Annotated in this window: 17 protein-coding genes; 13 read left to right on the forward strand and 4 right to left on the reverse strand. The window is 72.2% G+C overall.

Features of this window, described 5'->3' with window-relative positions; translation table 11 throughout:
- Position 1: 1 nt before the first annotated feature.
- Positions 2–811, reverse strand: coding sequence for an IclR family transcriptional regulator (locus ACFYMO_RS00360; protein ID WP_366771501.1), 810 nt, complete (start codon positions 809–811; stop codon positions 2–4).
- 330 nt (positions 812–1,141) lie between these two features.
- Here ACFYMO_RS00360 and allB point away from each other — a divergent pair, with 330 nt between their 5' ends.
- The 3 genes from allB (at position 1,142) to ACFYMO_RS00375 (ending at position 4,164) form a co-directional block, all read left to right on the forward strand.
- Positions 1,142–2,485 carry an allantoinase AllB gene (gene allB / locus ACFYMO_RS00365; protein ID WP_388543245.1) on the forward strand — a complete coding sequence of 448 codons (1,344 nt, stop codon included), beginning with the start codon at positions 1,142–1,144 and terminating at the stop codon, positions 2,483–2,485.
- On the forward strand, positions 2,482–3,624 hold the full coding sequence (gene alc / locus ACFYMO_RS00370; protein ID WP_366771499.1) for an allantoicase: 1,143 nt from the start codon (positions 2,482–2,484) through the stop codon (positions 3,622–3,624). Before allB ends, alc begins: the two co-directional genes overlap by 4 nt.
- A gap of 114 nt (positions 3,625–3,738) precedes the next feature.
- Positions 3,739–4,164 (forward strand): ribonuclease, encoded by a 426-nt coding sequence (locus ACFYMO_RS00375; RefSeq protein WP_366771498.1) that lies wholly within the window; start codon positions 3,739–3,741, stop codon positions 4,162–4,164.
- A 100-nt stretch (positions 4,165–4,264) separates the two neighbouring features.
- Here ACFYMO_RS00375 and ACFYMO_RS00380 read toward each other — a convergent pair whose 3' ends face one another.
- Both ACFYMO_RS00380 and ACFYMO_RS00385 read right to left on the reverse strand, forming a co-directional pair.
- The gene (locus tag ACFYMO_RS00380; RefSeq protein ID WP_366771497.1) at positions 4,265–4,972 is read right to left on the reverse strand and encodes a hypothetical protein; all 708 of its coding nucleotides are present in this window, start codon (positions 4,970–4,972) and stop codon (positions 4,265–4,267) included.
- Positions 4,969–5,496, reverse strand: a complete 528-nt coding sequence (locus ACFYMO_RS00385; RefSeq protein WP_366771496.1) for a sigma-70 family RNA polymerase sigma factor — start codon at positions 5,494–5,496, stop codon at positions 4,969–4,971. Before ACFYMO_RS00385 ends, ACFYMO_RS00380 begins: the two co-directional genes overlap by 4 nt.
- A 589-nt stretch (positions 5,497–6,085) precedes the next feature.
- Between ACFYMO_RS00385 and ACFYMO_RS00390 the strand changes: the two genes are divergently transcribed.
- The 4 genes from ACFYMO_RS00390 (at position 6,086) to ACFYMO_RS00405 (ending at position 9,706) form a co-directional block, all read left to right on the forward strand.
- On the forward strand, positions 6,086–7,015 hold the full coding sequence (locus ACFYMO_RS00390; protein WP_388543249.1) for a sugar kinase: 930 nt from the start codon (positions 6,086–6,088) through the stop codon (positions 7,013–7,015).
- 81 nt (positions 7,016–7,096) lie between these two features.
- Positions 7,097–7,729, forward strand: coding sequence for a bifunctional 4-hydroxy-2-oxoglutarate aldolase/2-dehydro-3-deoxy-phosphogluconate aldolase (locus ACFYMO_RS00395; RefSeq protein ID WP_366771495.1), 633 nt, complete (start codon positions 7,097–7,099; stop codon positions 7,727–7,729).
- Between the two features lie 155 nt (positions 7,730–7,884).
- Positions 7,885–9,114, forward strand: coding sequence for a cytochrome P450 (locus tag ACFYMO_RS00400; protein ID WP_366771494.1), 1,230 nt, complete (start codon positions 7,885–7,887; stop codon positions 9,112–9,114).
- Positions 9,115–9,211: 97 nt separating this feature from the next.
- Complete coding sequence (locus tag ACFYMO_RS00405; protein ID WP_366771493.1) at positions 9,212–9,706, forward strand: GNAT family N-acetyltransferase; 495 nt, start codon at positions 9,212–9,214, stop codon at positions 9,704–9,706.
- An 80-nt stretch (positions 9,707–9,786) separates the two neighbouring features.
- Here the strand turns inward: ACFYMO_RS00405 and ACFYMO_RS00410 are convergent, their stop codons facing one another.
- On the reverse strand, positions 9,787–10,809 hold the full coding sequence (locus ACFYMO_RS00410; protein WP_388543252.1) for a Gfo/Idh/MocA family oxidoreductase: 1,023 nt from the start codon (positions 10,807–10,809) through the stop codon (positions 9,787–9,789).
- A 151-nt stretch (positions 10,810–10,960) separates the two neighbouring features.
- Between ACFYMO_RS00410 and ACFYMO_RS00415 the strand changes: the two genes are divergently transcribed.
- From ACFYMO_RS00415 to ACFYMO_RS00440, 6 genes are all read left to right on the forward strand, one after another.
- Positions 10,961–11,680 carry a GntR family transcriptional regulator gene (locus ACFYMO_RS00415; protein WP_366771518.1) on the forward strand — a complete coding sequence of 240 codons (720 nt, stop codon included), beginning with the start codon at positions 10,961–10,963 and terminating at the stop codon, positions 11,678–11,680.
- A gap of 240 nt (positions 11,681–11,920) precedes the next feature.
- On the forward strand, positions 11,921–12,916 hold the full coding sequence (locus tag ACFYMO_RS00420) for a sugar ABC transporter substrate-binding protein (protein WP_366771517.1): 996 nt from the start codon (positions 11,921–11,923) through the stop codon (positions 12,914–12,916).
- The gene (locus ACFYMO_RS00425) at positions 12,913–14,013 is read left to right on the forward strand and encodes an ABC transporter permease (RefSeq protein WP_366771491.1); all 1,101 of its coding nucleotides are present in this window, start codon (positions 12,913–12,915) and stop codon (positions 14,011–14,013) included. The genes ACFYMO_RS00420 and ACFYMO_RS00425 overlap by 4 nt, the downstream gene beginning before the upstream one ends.
- Positions 14,010–14,807 carry an ATP-binding cassette domain-containing protein gene (locus ACFYMO_RS00430; RefSeq protein ID WP_366771490.1) on the forward strand — a complete coding sequence of 266 codons (798 nt, stop codon included), beginning with the start codon at positions 14,010–14,012 and terminating at the stop codon, positions 14,805–14,807. Before ACFYMO_RS00425 ends, ACFYMO_RS00430 begins: the two co-directional genes overlap by 4 nt.
- 215 nt (positions 14,808–15,022) lie before the next feature.
- Positions 15,023–16,117, forward strand: a complete 1,095-nt coding sequence (locus ACFYMO_RS00435) for an ROK family glucokinase (protein ID WP_019357145.1) — start codon at positions 15,023–15,025, stop codon at positions 16,115–16,117.
- 59 nt (positions 16,118–16,176) lie between these two features.
- Entirely contained in the window at positions 16,177–16,746 is a 570-nt protein-coding gene (locus ACFYMO_RS00440; RefSeq protein ID WP_388543255.1) for a hypothetical protein, read from the forward strand.
- The last annotated feature ends 181 nt before the right edge of the window (positions 16,747–16,927 follow it).

Below are 16,927 nucleotides of genomic sequence, written 5' to 3' on the forward strand. Positions count from 1 at the left end.
GTCACTGGCCGTTGCCCGAGCTGGCGAGGGCTGTGGACAGGTCGCCCGCCACCTCGTGCAGCAGGGGGACGAACTTGTCCGTGGCCGCGTCGGTGACCCGGCCCGCAGGGCCCGAGATGGAGACGGCCGCGGCGGTCGGGGAGTCGGGCACGGAGACGGCGATGCAGCGCACACCGATCTCCTGCTCGTTGTCGTCGGTGGCGTACCCGGCCTCGCGCACGTGTGCCAGTGCCTCCAGGAAGCCCTCCGGGGTGGTGATGGTCTTCTCGGTGGCGGCGGGCATGCCCGTCCGGGCCAGCAGCGCTCGGACCTGGTCGTCCGGGGTGTGCGCGAGGAGGACCTTGCCCACACCGGTGGAGTGCGGCAGCACCCGGCGGCCGACCTCGGTGAACATCCGCATGGCGTGCCGGGAGGGCACCTGTGCGACGTAGACGACCTCGTCGCCGTCGAGCAGCGCCATGTTCGCCGTCTCGCCCGTCTCCTCCACCAGCCGGGCCAGGTAGGGGCGGGCCCAGGTGCCCAGCAGCCGGGCCGCGCTCTCCCCGAGCCGGATCAGCCGGGGGCCCAGGGCGTAGCGCCGGTTGGGCTGCTGGCGCACATAGCCGCAGGAGACGAGGGTGCGCATCAGCCGGTGGATGGTGGGGAGCGGCAGGCCGCTGGCGGTCGAGAGCTCGCTGAGACCGACCTCGCCCCCGGCGTCGGCCATCCGCTCCAGCAGGTCGAAGGCCCGCTCGAGGGACTGCACCCCGCCGGTCGCGGCGGGCGGCGTGGCAGCCTGGGGGGTGGTTGTGTGCTCTGCGGACGGCGGCACGTCGCGTTCCTTTCCTGGCCTGCGGTCAGGCGCATGGTATCGGGGGCGGAGGGCCGGGCGGCGGTCTCCCGCGCGGTCACCTCTCTCGTACACGCCCCGGCGCGGACACCGGTTTCCTGCTGCGACGCGTTCGCTGTCGCGCCCGGCCTTGGCGGCGCTCTTCTTCTGTATTGCGAAAGTCTAGTTCCATTTTGTGGAGTTCTCCAAGGGGTCGGCTCTTGACGGACCTCCTTCCTCGCATGAAGATTCGTACAGCCGGTCTTTCAACAGAACGTTGAAGGATGGTGAGGGTCCGCGTTCCAGGGCCCGCGGAGTACGAAGGAGGTCGGTGTGTCCGACGTGCGGCTCGTCCTGCGCTCCCGGCGCGTGATCACCCCGGAGGGAGAGCGTCCCGCCGACGTCGCCGTCGACGGCGGCGGCCGGATCGCGGAGGTGTCGGCGTACGGAGCCCCCGTGCCGCCGGGCGCGGCGCTGGAGGACGTCCGCGATGACGTGCTGCTGCCCGGCCTGGTCGACACCCACGTCCACGTCAACGATCCGGGCCGCGCCGAGTGGGAGGGCTTCTGGACGGCCACCCGCGCCGCCGCGGCCGGCGGTATCACCACGCTCCTCGACATGCCGCTCAACTCCCTCCCGCCGACCACCACCGCCGGCAACCTGCGGATCAAGCGCGAGGTGGCCGGACCCAAGGCACACATCGACGTGGGCTTCTGGGGCGGCGCCGTGCCGGGCAACGTCGCCGAGCTCCGCCCCCTGCACGAGGCGGGAGTCTTCGGCTTCAAGTGCTTCCTCTCGCCCTCCGGGGTGGACGAGTTCCCCGAACTCGACCGCCCGCAGCTCGCCGCCGCGATGGCCGAGATCGCCTCGTTCGACGGGCTGCTGATCGTGCACGCCGAGGACCCCGGCCGGCTCGCCGCGGCGCCGCAGCGGAACGGTCCCGCCTACGCCGACTTCCTCGCCTCCCGTCCCCGCTCGGCGGAGAACGACGCCATCGCGCTGCTCATCGAGCTGGCCGCCGAGCACGGCACCCGCGTCCATGTGCTGCACCTCTCCTCGGGGGACGCGCTGCCGATGCTCGCCGAGGCCCGGGCCGCGGGGCTCCGGCTGACCGCCGAGACCTGCCCGCACTTCCTCACCCTCACCGCGGAGGAGGTCCCCGACGGCGCGACGGAGTTCAAGTGCTGCCCGCCCATCCGGGAGCGGGCCAACCAGAACGCGCTCTGGCAGGCACTGTCCGACGGCACCCTGGACTGCGTCGTCTCCGACCACTCGCCCTGCACCACCGACCTGAAGACCCCGGACTTCGGCACCGCCTGGGGCGGCATCTCCTCCCTCCAGCTCGGCCTGCCCGCGGTCTGGACCGAAGCCCGCCGCCGCGGATTCGCCCTGACCGACGTCGTCCGCTGGATGTCCCGGGAACCGGCGCGGCTGGCCGGGCTGGAGGGCAAGGGCAGCATCGCCCCGGGCCGGGACGCCGACTTCGCGGTCCTGGCGCCCGAGGAGACCTTCACCGTGGACCCTGCCCGGCTCCACCACCGCAACCAGGTGACCGCCTATGCGGGCAGGACCCTGCACGGCGTGGTGCGTTCCGCCTGGCTGCGCGGCGAACGGGTCGCCGACCACGGAGTTCCCACCGGAAAGACCGGACGGCTCATCGAAAGGAAGACCGCATGACAGCGGCGCAGACCGCAGGCATACCCAGCTCCACCGGATACACGGGCGATGCCGCGCCCTACTCGGGCGGCGACACCTACGCCGACTACCGTGCGCCGGAGGCCGGGTTCCCCTTCGCCCACCTTCCCGACCTGGCCGACCGCAGGCTGGGCGCCACTGTCATCGCGGCCAACGACGAGTTCTTCGCCGAGCGCGAGAACCTGCTCAACTCCGAGCGCCCCGAGTTCGATCCGCACGCCTTCCAGCACAAGGGCAAGGTCATGGACGGCTGGGAGACCCGCCGCCGGCGCGGCGCCTCGGCGTCCGAGCCCCACCCGGCCGCGGACGAACACGACTGGGCGCTGATCAAACTCGGCGCCCCCGGTGTGATCCGCGGCCTGGTCGTGGACACCGCGCACTTCCGCGGCAACTACCCGCCCGAGATCTCCGTCGAGGGCACCTCCATGCCGGGGGCACCCTCCCCCGGGGAACTGCTCGCCGACGACGTGAAGTGGACGACCCTCGTCCCGCGCACCCGCGTCGGCGGCCACGCCGCCAACGGCTTCGCCGTCACCGAGGAGCGCCGCTTCACCCACCTGCGGCTGCGTCAGTACCCCGACGGCGGCATCGCCCGGCTCCGGGTGCACGGCCAGGTGCTCGCCGACCCCGGATGGCTGGCGGCGCTGGGCACCTTCGACCTGGTGGCGCTGGAGAACGGCGGCCGCGCCGAGGACGCCTCGGACCGCTTCTTCTCTCCGCCGGTCAACAGCATCCTGCCGGGCCGTTCACAGAAGATGGACGAGGGCTGGGAGACCCGCCGCCGACGCGACAAGGGGCACGACTGGGTCTCCTACGCGCTCGCCGGACAGGGCCGGATCCGCGCCGTGGAGGTCGACACCGCCTGCTACCGAGGCAATGCGGCGGGCTGGGTGAGCCTGGTGGGCAAGGACGGCGAGACCGGGGAGTGGGCCGAACTGCTGCCGCGCACCCGCCTCCAGCCCGACACCATCCACCGCTTCCTGCTGAGCGACGCGCCCGCCGTCACCCATGTCCGGATGGACATCCACCCGGACGGTGCGGTCGCCCGCCTCCGGCTGCACGGCTCCCTGACGGACGAGGGCGCCCGCCGACTGGCGGCCCGCCACGCCGAGTCGAGCTGATCCCGCCGCCGGAGGGGTGTCCACGCACCCCTCCGGCGGCGGACCGGTGAACGTGCGGCAAAACCCCGCGAGTTGGCATTGACAGGTCCTCTACGCGCGTCACCATGGGGTGGCATGACCTTCCCCCCACGCTGGACCCGTATCGGCGCCGCCGGAGCCCTCGCCGCCGCGATGCTCGTCGGCGGCCCCGCCCTCACCACCGCCGCGGCAGCGCCCGCCGCGCACCCCGCGGCCGCGGCGGCGCGGATCGCCGCTGTCGGCGACATCTGCGCCTCCGAGCTCCCGCCCGAGGCCCACGACACCCTCGACCTCATCGAGCAGGGCGGCCCCTACCCCTATCCGCAGGACGGCTCGGTCTTCGAGAACCGCGAGGGCATCCTGCCCGACCACGAGCAGGGCTACTACCACGAGTACACCGTGGAGACCCCCGGCTCGGAGGACCGCGGCGCCCGACGCATCGTCACCGGGGAGCAGGCGGCGGAGGACTACTACACCGCCGACCACTACGCCTCCTTCGACCTGGTCGACCACACCTGCTGACGGACTCACCCCCACATCGAGCCGTCAGGCGGCCGCCGTCCCGCACCGGGGCGGTGGCCGCTCCCTTCCGGCCGCGGGGCGGGCCGCGCGCCGAACCGGATCAGACCGAGCCGCAGCCGTTCAGCCGCAGGGCCAGCTCGTGGTCGGGACGGCACACCAGCATCTCGTCCGCGTGGTCGATGGTGGCCAGCCGGTAGACCTCGTCGATCAGAGCGGCCACATACCCGGACGCCAGGTTCCCGTTGCGCCACTCCCAGGCGGCGAACCTGCGCAGGCCGCGGAGGAACTCCTCGTCCACCCTCTCGGGGGTGTCCATGGCCTTCAGCATCCCCAGCCAGTGCTCGGCCTCGGGCGTCTCGCCCCGCCCCAGGTGGTGGAGGTGGAGGCAGAAGGCGGCGACGCGCATTCCGGCACCGGCGGCGAACTGCCACCAGAACTGGGCACTCTCGTGATGCCGGGCCAGGTAGAGCATGCAGGCGAACAGGTGCGCGCCGTCCACGTCGATCTCGGTGAGGTCGCTGACGCGGACCAGGAGCATCCAGTCGTCCTGCTCACCGCCGTAGTCCTTCTTCTCGCCGATCGCCTCGGCGAGCCGCTCCAGGTGCGCGGCGGCCCCGGGGCGTTCCAGCGCCCAGTGCACCACCACGGTCAACTGCTGCCCGGCCACTGCGGGGAGGTCGCGCAGCGGAAGCAGTCCGGCGTCCTCGGCGAGCCGGCGCAGCGCGGCGGGCTCGTCGAAGGAGCGCTCTTCGGCGCGCAGCGCCCGGCCCATGGAGGTCAGCATGCTCTCGACGCGGCTGCCGGTCACTTGGGATCCCTCCGCTGCTTCACATGTGAGGGAACGGCCTGCTCCAGGCGCTCCTTGGCCTTGCGGCAGTGGTAGTCGACGGTGCGGGTGGTCACCCCCAGGTACCAGGCGATCTTGCTGGTCTCCAGGTTCATCACCTGTTTGAGGACGACGGCGTCGAACTGGCGCGGAGGCAGCTTCCGCAGGGCCCGGAAGAGGCCGATCCCCTCGTCCGGCTCCAGCCGGGAGAGGCCTTCCCGGAAGGAGTTCAGCTCCTGGGAGACCACGGTCTTGCGGAAGATCGCCCAGACCTCGCCCTGCATGTTGCTCGACTGCAGCAGTTCGTCCCAGAGGTTCAGGATCTCCAGGAACGCGCGGTGCACGGTGGTTTCGGCGGCCTGCCAGTTCCCGGACACCACGCGGGCGTACTGGTGGAAGTCCGCCTGGTTGGCCACCCAGAGGGCCTCGAACTCCAGCGGCAGCGGCAGCGGCGCCGTCTCCGTGGCCGTGCCGAAGACGATGTGCGGGTGGGCATCTTCGCTCATGGGTCCTCTTCGTCGAGGGGTGGAAGCGACAACCTGTGAGCACGTCACGTCGTATCGCGTGTGCATGACGACCACTCAACCCCCGAAACACCGCACACACGCATACCGTTGGGCATCAAAATCACACAGCGGTGCCACAAGGCGGCGCACCGTAGTGGCATACGTCTCGGTATCGGTTCATGAGCTGGAGCTTCGATGCCGCCTCTCCTCGAAGGTCTATGCCTCTCGCTCCCCGCCACGTGACGTATGCCATACCAGGCATATGCGAATCGACTCCCGGTGCCCGTTCCTCCGCCGGGGTCCCCGCGCCGTCGGGCCGTGCGCGGCACGGGCAGGGGCCGCCGCCCCGGCGGCGGTTGCCGTCCTCCCGGGCCGGAGGGAGTGCGACGGAAGTCGGCGCGCCGCCAGCTCCATCGACTACCTTCGACTCGCCAGGTGAGGCGACGCCGTACCTCAGGTGTCGTCCCACCCGGGGGTGGCTTACCCGGCGTAAACGGGTAACGTTCCCCACAGAGAGTGATGCGCGGGCGGTAGATATGGGGAGTCAACGGTGAGAAACGGCCCGGAAGCGGTTACCTGCGGTGAGGCCATGCTGCTGATGCTCGCCGAACCCGGCCTCCCCCTGGAACGCGCGACGCACTTCCGGCGTTCCGTGGCCGGGGCCGAGTCCAACGTCGCCGCCGGACTCGCCAGGCTGGGCCACTGGGCCCGCTGGATCGGCCGCGTCGGGGACGACCCGGCGGGCGAGGCCGTACTGCGGGAACTGCGCGCCGACGGCGTCGACGTCTCCTGCGCCGAGATGGACCCGGAATCGCCGACCGGACTGCTGCTGCGCGACAGCCACCCCCGCCGCGCCGTCGACGTGCAGTACTACCGGACCGGTTCGGCCGCCTCGCTGCTCAGCCCCGCACAGATCACCCCCGAGGCACTGGCCGGTGTGCGGCTCGTGCACGTCACCGGCATCACCCCGATGCTCTCCGAGGACGCCGAGAAGGCCACCCACGCCCTCATCGAGGGCGCCCGGCAGGCCGGTGCCACCGTCTGCTTCGACCCCAACGTGCGGCGCAAGCTGGGCACCGACCACGAGTGGATCCGGCGCGTGGGGCCGCTGCTGCGCGAGGCCGACCTCGTCCTCGCCGGGGAGGAGGAGATCGAACTCCTGCTGGGCGCGGGCCCGGACGAGGGCGCCAAAGCCCTGCTGACCCTCGGCCGGGCCGGCACGGTCGTGGTCAAGCACCGCGACCACAGCGCGGTCGCGCACACCGCCGAGGGCCAGTGGCGGCAGGAGCCCTTCGAGGTGCCGGTCACCGACCCGGTCGGCGCGGGCGACGCGTTCTCGGCCGGCTGGCTCTCGGCCCGGCTGCGCGGGCTGGACCACCAGCGGGCCCTGGCCGAGGCCGCGTGCGTGGCGGCGCTCGTCGTCCAGGCGCCCGGCGACATCGACGGACTGCCCACCGCCGCCGCCCGCGACCGCGCGCTCGCGGCGTTCACCCACGGCACCGACCCGGTGCACCGCTGACCCCGCTCCCGGCCCCGCTTCCGCGGGGTCCGGCCCGGTGCCGGCCGACATCCCACAGACCGAGAGAGGCGGCGAACTGCCGTGTACCGCTGGGAGATCACCAGAGCGGCGCTGGAACAGCGCGTCCTCGCCATCGTCCGCGCGGACAGCTACGAGAAGGCGGCCGCCACGGCCGACATCCTGCTCGCCGCCGGGCTCACCAGTCTGGAGGTCTCGCTGACCACGCCGTACGCGCTGGACGCCATCAGCACGCTGCGCCGTGAGACCGGCGAGGACTCGGTGATCGGTGCGGGCACCGTCCTGGACAGCGCCTCGGCCCGCCTCGCCGTCGACGCCGGTGCCCGCTTCCTCGTCGCGCCCGCCCTCGACGAGGAGGTCATCCGCACCGGGCACCGCTACGGGGTTCCCGTCTTCCCCGGCATCGCCACTCCCACCGAAGCCGTCCGGGCGCTGGAACTGGGCGCCGACGGACTCAAACTCTTCCCCGCCTCGCAGCACGGGCCCGACTGGCTCCGGGACGTGCGCGCGGCGCTGCCGCAGGCGCCCTTCCTGCCCACCGGCGGCATCACCCTCGACGAGGCGCCCGAATGGATCGCCGCGGGCGCCGTCGCCTGCGGCATGGGCTCCGCGCTGACCGACGGCCACGACCGGGAGACCACCACCAAGCGGGTCGCCGAACTCCTCAAGCGCCTCCAGGACGCCGCACCCGACTGAGCCGCGCACCGGGGCGGCCCCCGTCCGCCGGCCGGAACGGGCCGCCCGTCCGACGGGGAAGGGGGGCCGCCTCTCCTCCGGCGGGACGGAGCTGCCGTCCGCTGGCCGAAAACGCCCCGGTGACCCGTCGCGTACCCGCTTCTAGGCTCGCCCCCATGGCTGACCGCAGCGTGCTGGATCTGAGCCCGGACACGGACGGCATCGTCGACCTCGCGGTGCTGGGGGACGACTTCGTCCGCGACCCCTACCCCGTCTACGCCGCGCTGCGCCGCCGCGGCACCGTGCACCATGTGCGCACCCCGGAAGGCGCGCTCGGCTGGCTGGTGGTCGGCCACGAGGCGGCGCGAGCCGCCCTGAACGACCCGCGGCTCTCCAAGGACTGGGCCAACGCCTCCCCGGAGGCAGAAACCCTCGCGATCTCCCCCGGCACGCACATGCTGATCAGCGATCCGCCCGACCACACCCGGCTGCGCAAGCTGGTCAGCAGACAGTTCACCCCGCGCAGGATCGCCGCGCTGGAACCCCGGATCCGGGAGCTGACCGCCGGGCTGCTGGACCGGATGCTGGCCCGCCCCGACGGGCGCGCCGACCTGGTCGACTCCCTCGCCTTCCCGCTCCCGATCGCGGTGATCTGCGAACTGCTCGGCGTTCCTGACCTGGAGCGCGAGCGGTTCAGCGCCTGGAGCGACCACGTGCTGAGCGCGGCCCCGGAGGAGGAGAAGCGCGGCTCGGTGGAGGCGCTGAGCGGCTATCTGGCCGAACTGCTGGAGCGTCAGCGCGCACGGCCGGGCGAGGATCTGCTCAGCCTCCTGATCCGGACCAGCGACGAGGACGGCGACCGGCTCTCCACCGGCGAACTGCACGGCATGGCCTGGCTGCTGCTGGTGGCCGGGTACGAGACGACGGTGGGGCTGATCGCCAACGGTGCGCTCGCGCTGCTGTGCCACCCCGATCAGCTCGCCGAGTTGCGCGCCGATCCGGCGCTGCTCGACGGAGCCGTCGAGGAGATGCTCCGCTACGACGGTCCGGTCGAGATGTCCACCTACCGCTTCACCCGCGAACCCCTGGAGATCGACGGCACCCTGATCCCCGGGGACGGCCGGCTCGTGCTGCCGGTCCTGGCCGACGCCGACCGGGACCCGGCGCGCTTCCCCGAAGGTGACTGTTTCGACATCCACCGGGAGAGCGGCGGCCACCTCGCCTTCGGACACGGCATCCACTTCTGCCTGGGCGCCCCGCTGGCCCGCCTGGAGGCCCGGATCGCCTTCGGGATGCTGCTGGAGCGCACCGAGCGGCTGGAGTTGGACGCCAGTCCCGCCGCACTGGAGTGGCGGCAGGGCACCGTGCTGCGCGGGGTGAAGAGCGTGCCGGTACGGTTCGGCTGACCAGTGTGTTCCCGGCCGGGTGCGGGCTGTGGTCCCGGCCGGGGGACGTGTTGTGAAGCATGGACACAGGTCCGTACCAGGCTCGTAGGGTACCGGCATGCGGATCAGTCAGTGCCGGGAAGAAGACCTCGAACTCCTCGAGGCGCACATGCCGCTGCGCGGGGCGGCCACCCCACACGAGGCCCGCTACGCGCGGCAACGGCAGGGCAGCGCCACGTTCCTGCTGGCCTGGAAGGACCGGCGGCCGGTCGGCAGCTGCGAGATCCGCTGGGCGGGGTGCGAGGCTCCGGAGGTGCGGGCAGCGCATCCCGGCTGCCCCGAGGTGCACGGGCTCGGGGTGTGGCACGGCGCCCTCCGCTCCCAGAACATCAGCGCCGCGCTCCTCCAGGAGGTGGAGCGCCTCGCCGCGGAGCGGGGCCGCCGCGTGGTGGGGCTCGGCGTCGAGAAGAACAACCCACGGGCGAGCGCGCTCTACGGCCACCTCGGCTATCGCGACTCCGTGCCGTATCTGGACTGCTGGAGCTACCAGGACGGCGCCGGGGTGATCCACCGGGTGGCCGACGCCTGCCTCTTCATGGTCAAGAAGCTGTGACCGCTCACGGGGCGTGCCGGCGCCTCGGCGTGGCCCGCGGGCCCGTCGCCGCGGTGCCCACCCCGGCGGGCGGCCCCGGCTCAGCCGGCCCGGGAGGGCTCGGCGCCGTCGAGTGCGGCCGGCGCCACCGGGGAGCCGGTGGCGCGGGACAGCTCGCAGGCCTCCGCGGCCAGCAGCGCGGCAAGGGCCTCCCGGCCGTCGCAGGGGTTGGGGATCTCGCCGCGCAGGGCGCGGACGAAGGCGTCGATCTCGGCCTCGTACGCGGGTCCGAACCGTTCGAGGAATCCGGGCCAGGGGCGCTCCGGCGGCGGGGGAGCGGCCGGTTCCAGTGAAGTGAGGGGGGTGCGCGCGTCCAGCCCGACCGCGAACTGGTCCCGCTCGCCCGCGAGCTCCATCCGCACGTCGTAGCCCGCGCCGTTCATCCGGGTCGCGGTCGCCGTGCACAGGGTGCCGTCGTCCAGGGTGAGGAGCGCGGCCGCGGTGTCCACGTCGCCCGCCTCCGCGAACATGGCGGGACCCGCGGCGGAGCCGGTGGCGTGGACGGAGACGATCTCCCGCCCGGTCACCCACCGCACGGCGTCGAAGTCGTGGACGAGGCAGTCCCGGTAGAGCCCTCCCGAGTGCGGCAGATAGGCGGCGGGCGGCGGCGCCGGGTCCGAGGTCATGGCCCGCACCGTGTGCAGCCGGCCGAGGCGGCCCGTGCGCACCGCTTCCCGGGCGGCCGTGTACCCGGCGTCGAAGCGCCGCATGAAGCCGATCTGCAGCAGGGTTCCGGCCGTCGCCACGTCCGCGAGCGCGGCCCGGGTGCCGGCCGGGTCCAGGGCGATGGGCTTCTCGCAGAAGGCCGGCAGTCCGCGCCGGGCCGCGGCGCGGATCAGCTCGGCGTGCGAGGCGGTGGCCGAGGCGATCACGACCGCGTCGAGGTCCGCGTCGAAGAGGTCCGGCACGCCGGGTACCGCGGTGGCGCCGAGGGCGGCGGCCGTCTCGCGGGCGCGTGCGGCGTCCGCGTCCGCGACCACCAGTCCGCTCACCTCGGGATGCGCGTGGAGGGTGCGGGCGTGCAGGGTGCCGATCCGGCCGGTGCCGATGAGTCCGATGCGCATGGGCCCACGCTCGCCCGCGCGTCCGGCGGTGTCAACGTTTTGCCTTTTCGTCTTTTCGTCCTGACAATCGAATGTACGGTTCACGCGATCGCCGAAGGGCACTACGCTCCCGTCCGTGGCCAAGAATGATCCGGTGGACCTGCAGCTCAGTGTGGACCGCGCCAGTCCCGTCCCGCTCTACTTCCAGCTCGCCCAGCAACTGGAGAGCGCCGTCGAGCGCGGCAAGCTGGCGCCCGGGAGTCTGCTGGGCAACGAGATAGAGCTGGCCGGCCGCCTGGGGCTCTCCCGCCCCACCGTCCGGCAGGCCATCCAGTCGCTGGTCGACAAGGGGCTGCTGGTCCGGCGCCGGGGCATCGGCACCCAGGTCGTGCACAGCCAGGTCAAGCGTCCCATGGAGCTGAGCAGCCTCTACGACGACCTGGAGGCGGCGGGCCAGCGTCCGGCGACCCGGGTGCTGCGGCACGGCGTCGAGGAGGCGACGGGGGAGGTCGCGGCGGCGCTGGGAGTGCCCGAGGGTGCCGAGGTGCGGCTGGTGGAGCGGCTGCGGCTGGCGCACGGGGAGCCGATGGCGCACATGCGCAACCATCTGCCGGTGGATCTGCTCACCCCGCGGGAGGGCGAGCTGGAGACGACGGGGCTCTACCGGCTGATGCGCGGAGCCGGGGTGACGCTGCACTCGGCCCGGCAGTCCGTGGGCGCGCGGATCGCGGACGCCGCCGAGGCGGAGCTGCTGGGGGAGGACGAGGGCGCTCCGCTGCTGACGATGGAGCGCACCACCTACGACGACACCGGTCGCGCCGTCGAGTACGGCTCGCACCTCTACCGCGCGTCCCGCTACTCCTTCGACTTCCAGCTCCTGGTGCGTCCCTGAGCCCTCGAGAGGTGCCCTGTGCGAGAGCCCCGTGCCGATCACGTCGATTGCGTTGACGGCTGTCCCGCTCGCCGCTACACATCCCGGTCGGAGGGGGTGGCCGCGGGCCGGGCTGGGGGTTTCCGGCCACCGTGGCGGATATGTGTGCGAAGATCCAGGGCGGTTCCCGACCGTATACCTACCCAGAGAGCAGGACAGGTGGCCAGCGTGCAGAGGTCCCGGCGAAGGTTCCGCAGGTCCATACGTACGACGGGGGCCGCGGTGGCGGCGACGGTGGTCGCGCTGACCGCGCTCTCCGGGTGCAGCAGCACCGGCGGCAAGCGGGCGGAGGAGGCGCGCGAGCAGGCGGCCTCGGGCAAGGCCAACGTGTCCACCCCGCGCTGGAAGGTCGCCATGGTCACGCACTCCGGCGACGGCGACACCTACTGGGACATCGTGCAGAGCGGCGCCGAGCAGGCCGCCGCCAAGGACAACATCGAGTTCCTCTACTCGCACGACAAGGAAGCCGGCCGTCAGGCGCAGCTCGTCCAGACGGCGATCGACAAGAAGGTCGACGGCCTGATCGTCACCCTCGCCAAGCCGGACGCGATGAAGCGCGTGGTCAAGAAGGCCGTGCAGGCCGGCATTCCGGTCATCACCATCAATTCCGGCCAGGAGGTCTCGCAGGACTTCGGCGCGCTGACCCACATCGGCCAGGACGAGGTCCTCGCGGGTGAGGCCGTCGGCCGCGAGCTGAACGAGCGGGGCAGGAAGAAGGCCGTCTGCCTCATCCACGAGCAGGGCAACGTCGGCCACGAGCAGCGCTGCGACGGCATCGAGAAGACATTCGACGGCAAGGTCAAGAACCTGTACGTGGACGGCACCAACATGCCGGGTGTGCAGTCGTCGGTCGAGGCCAAGCTCCAGTCCGACAAGAAGGTCGACGCGGTCGTCACGCTCGGCGCACCGTTCGCGGCCACCGCGGCGAAGGCGAAGGAGAACGCGGGCAGCGAGGCCGAGATCGACACCTTCGACCTCAACGACAAGGTCGCCGCCGGACTGCAGGACGGCACGATCGGCTTCGCCGTCGACCAGCAGCCCTACATGCAGGGTTACGAGGCCGTCGACCTGCTCTGGCTCTACCGCTACAACGCCGACATGCTCGGCGGCGGCAAGCCGGTGCTCACCGGGCCGCAGATCCTCACCAAGAAGGACGCGGGCAAGCTGGCCGAGCTGACGAAGCGGGGCACCCGATGACGGCCCCGACCCGGTCCGGCGGCCAGGATGCCCCGGACGCCCCGCAGCCGGAGGACCCCCGTCCGCCGGCCCCGGCGGCGGCCGACGAGCGGCTGGTGCACCGTCCGCTGGCGGTGCGGCTGCTGCGGCGTCCGGAGCTGGGCGCCGTGGTCGGCGCCCTCGCGCTGTTCGTCTTCTTCGCGCTGGTCGCCGACAGCTTCCTGCGCCCCTCCAGCCTCTCCACGGTCCTCTACTTCTCCTCCACCCTGGGGATCATGGCGGTGCCGGTGGCGCTGCTGATGATCGGCGGGGAGTTCGACCTGTCGACCGGCGTGATGGTGACCTCCTCCGCGCTGGCCTCCTCGATGTTCAGCTACCAGATGACGGCCAACACCTGGGTCGGTGTCGGGGTGTCGCTGCTGGTCACACTGGCCATCGGGCTCTTCAACGGGATCATGCTCACCCGCACCAGGCTGCCCAGCTTCATCATCACTCTGGGCACCTTCCTGATGCTGACAGGGCTCAATCTCGGCCTCACCAAACTGATCAGCGGCACGGTCACCACCAAGAGCATCAGCGACATGGAGGGCTTCGACTCGGCCAAGGCCGTCTTCGCCTCCACGCTCACCCTCGGCGGCGTCGATCTGCAGATCACCATCGTGTGGTGGCTGCTGCTGGTCGCGGCGGCCACCTGGATCCTGCTGCGCACCAGCGTCGGCAACTGGATCTTCGCGGTGGGCGGCGGAGTGGACGCGGCCCGCGCCGTCGGCGTGCCGGTGGCCCGCACCAAGATCGGCCTGTATCTGGGCGTGGCGTTCGCCGCCTGGATCTCCGGACAGCATCTGCTGTTCAACTACGACACCGTCCAGTCGGGCGAGGGCGTCGGCAACGAGCTGATCTACATCGCCGCGGCCGTCATCGGCGGCTGCCTGCTGACCGGCGGCTACGGCTCCGCGGTCGGCGCCGCCGTGGGCGCACTGATCTTCGGCATGGCCAACAAGGGCATCATCTACGCGCAGTGGGACCCGGACTGGTTCAAGTTCTTCCTGGGCGCGATGCTGCTGCTCGCCACGCTGCTGAACGCGTGGATCCGGAAGCGCGCGGAGGCGACCCGATGAGCGAGGTACAGCCGGCCGACGACGGGGCGCTCGTCGAGTTGTCCGACGTCAGCAAGTTCTACGGCAACATCCGGGCCCTGGAGGGCATCTCCCTGACGGTGCGGCCCGGGGAGATCACCTGTGTGCTCGGTGACAACGGGGCGGGCAAATCCACCCTGATCAAGATCATCTCAGGGCTGCACCAGCACGACGGCGGCACCTTCCGCATCCAGGGCGAGGAGACCCGGCTCTCCTCGCCGCGCCAGGCGCTGGACCGCGGCATCGCCACCGTCTACCAGGATCTGGCCGTCGTCCCGCTGATGCCCGTGTGGCGGAACTTCTTCCTCGGCTCCGAGCCGACGACCGGCCGCGGGCCGCTGCGCCGGCTCGACGTGCAGCGCATGCGGCGCACCACGCACAGCGAGCTGCTGCGGATGGGCATCGACCTGCGGGACGTCGACCAGCCGATCGGAACGCTGTCCGGCGGCGAGCGGCAGTCCGTCGCCATCGCCCGCGCCGTGCACTTCGGGGCCAAGGTGCTGGTGCTGGACGAGCCCACCGCCGCGCTCGGGGTGAAGCAGAGCGGGGTCGTGCTCAAGTACGTCGCCGCGGCCCGGGACGCCGGTCTCGGCGTCGTGCTGATCACCCACAACCCGCACCACGCCTATCTCGTCGGGGACCGCTTCGTGCTGCTCAAGCGCGGCGCCATGGCCGGGTCCTATGTGAAGGACGGGCTGGAGCTGGAGGAGCTGGTGCGGCAGATGGCGGGCGGCTCGGAGCTGGACCAGCTCAGCCACGAACTGCAGCGCGACTGAGCCCCGGTGCCCCGGGCCCGCCGGCCGCAGCCGGGGCGGGCCCGGAGGTGCACGGGACTCCGAGCGCCCGTGCGCCGGACGACGTACCGTTGACCCCTGGCAGCAGCGGGCGCCACCCGTGAGACCCCTCCCAGAGAGACGACCACCTCTTGAACGCGGACAGCTTTCAGCGAGCAGACCGGGTCCACCGACGGCGGACGGGCCCCAGCCCGAGCGTGCTGAGGACCGTCAGCACGCGTGAGCGCCGCTCCCATCTGTCGGCGCCCCGCGTTCCCACCGTCGGTATCGACATCGGCGGCACCAAGGTCATGGCCGGTGTCGTGGACGCCGACGGGGTGATCCTGGAGAAGGTGCGGGCCGAGACGCCGGAGAAGTCGAAGAGCCCGAAGGTGGTCGAGGACACCATCGCGGAGCTGGTGCTCGACCTCTCCGACCGGCACGACGTGCACGCCGTCGGCATCGGGGCGGCGGGGTGGATCGACGCGGACCGCTCCCGGGTGCTGTTCGCGCCGCACCTCGCCTGGCGCGACGAGCCCCTCAAGGACGCGCTGACGGCGCGGCTGGCGGTGCCGGTGATGGTGGACAACGACGCGAATACCGCGGCGTGGGGCGAGTGGCGGTTCGGCGCCGGGCGCGGCGAGGACCACCTGGTGATGATCACGCTGGGCACCGGGATCGGCGGCGCCATCCTGGAGGACGGCCGGGTCAAGCGCGGCAAGTACGGGGTGGCCGGCGAGTTCGGCCATATGCAGGTGGTGCCCGGCGGGCACCGGTGCCCGTGCGGCAACAGAGGGTGCTGGGAGCAGTACAGCTCCGGGAACGCGCTGGTCCGGGAGGCCCGCGAGCTGGCGGCCGCCGAGTCTCCGGTCGCCTACGGCATCATCGACCGGGTGGGCGGCCAGGTCGGCGACATCACCGGACCGCTGATCACCGAGCTCGCCCGTTCCGGCGACGCCATGTGCACGGAACTCTTCCACGAGGTCGGCTCCTGGCTGGGGGTGGGTCTGGCCAATCTGGCGGCCGCCCTGGACCCGTCCTGCTTCGTGGTCGGCGGCGGGGTGAGCGCGGCCGACGAGCTGCTGATCGAACCCGCCAGGGAGGCGTTCCGGCGACAGCTCACCGGCCGCGGTTACCGGCCGGAGGCCCGGATCGTGAAGGCGCAGCTGGGCCCCGAGGCGGGTATGGTCGGTGCTGCGGACCTGGCCCGGCTGGTGGCCCGCCGCTTCCGGCGTGCCAACCGGCGCCGGCTGGAGCGCTACGAGCGCTACGAGCGGGCGGCGGACAACCTGCGCCGGGCCGTCGGTCAGTGACGGGGCCGGGACCGCCGCCCCGCCGAACATCCACCACACTCTCCGAGACGCCCAGCGCCATGCCGCACACCGACGACAGTCCCCGCCCCTCCGAGCCCCGCGAGCGCCCTCCGCACCGGCCCCGCCACCGCCTCGCCGTACTGGTGATCGTGGTGCTGCTCATCGCGCTGCCGGCCGGTTACCTGGTGCAGTCGGCGTTCAAGAGCCGCGCCAGCGGCAAGGACAAGGAGCGCGCCGCCGCCGCGACCAGCCTCACCTACGCGCGGCCCCCCAAGGTCAGCCAGCGGATCTACAGCGTCCCGGTGCCGGTCTCCTCGACCCGGGTGGCCTTCTACGAGGCGAACGCCTGGCAGAAGAGCACCATGTGGGTGCAGTTCCGCACCAGCCCCAAGCGGCTCACCGAGTTCCTGGAGGACATCGGGAGCAGCCGCGGCGAGATGACCGGGGGCGAGGTCGCCATCAGCGGGCGGAAGGCCAGAGTGGTCGGCTGGCGGTTCGACGAGCCCAGCAGCCACTACCGGAGCCTGCGCCTCGACCAGCCCGGGAGCGAGCCCGACCTGGTGATCACGGTGGACACGACGTATCAGAGCAGACCCCGGGTCTACGTCGTCTCCACGGCCGAGTTCTGAGTCCGCACGTTTCCTCCACGGCCTCCGCGCGTGCTCCGCACGCCCCGCGCACGCTGCCGCCACGGATGCGCCCTGCGCCCCGGAGCGGGCGCCCCCGAGGAGTGCGGACCGCCCGCCGCTCGATAGCGTGCACGCGTGAGCAACGGCCGTCCCTCCCCCAACCCGTCCCGCACGTCAGCCC

Origin of the sequence: Streptomyces sp. NPDC007025 (assembly GCF_042869455.1) — a bacterium.
Taxonomy (GTDB): Bacteria; Actinomycetota; Actinomycetes; order Streptomycetales; family Streptomycetaceae; genus Streptomyces.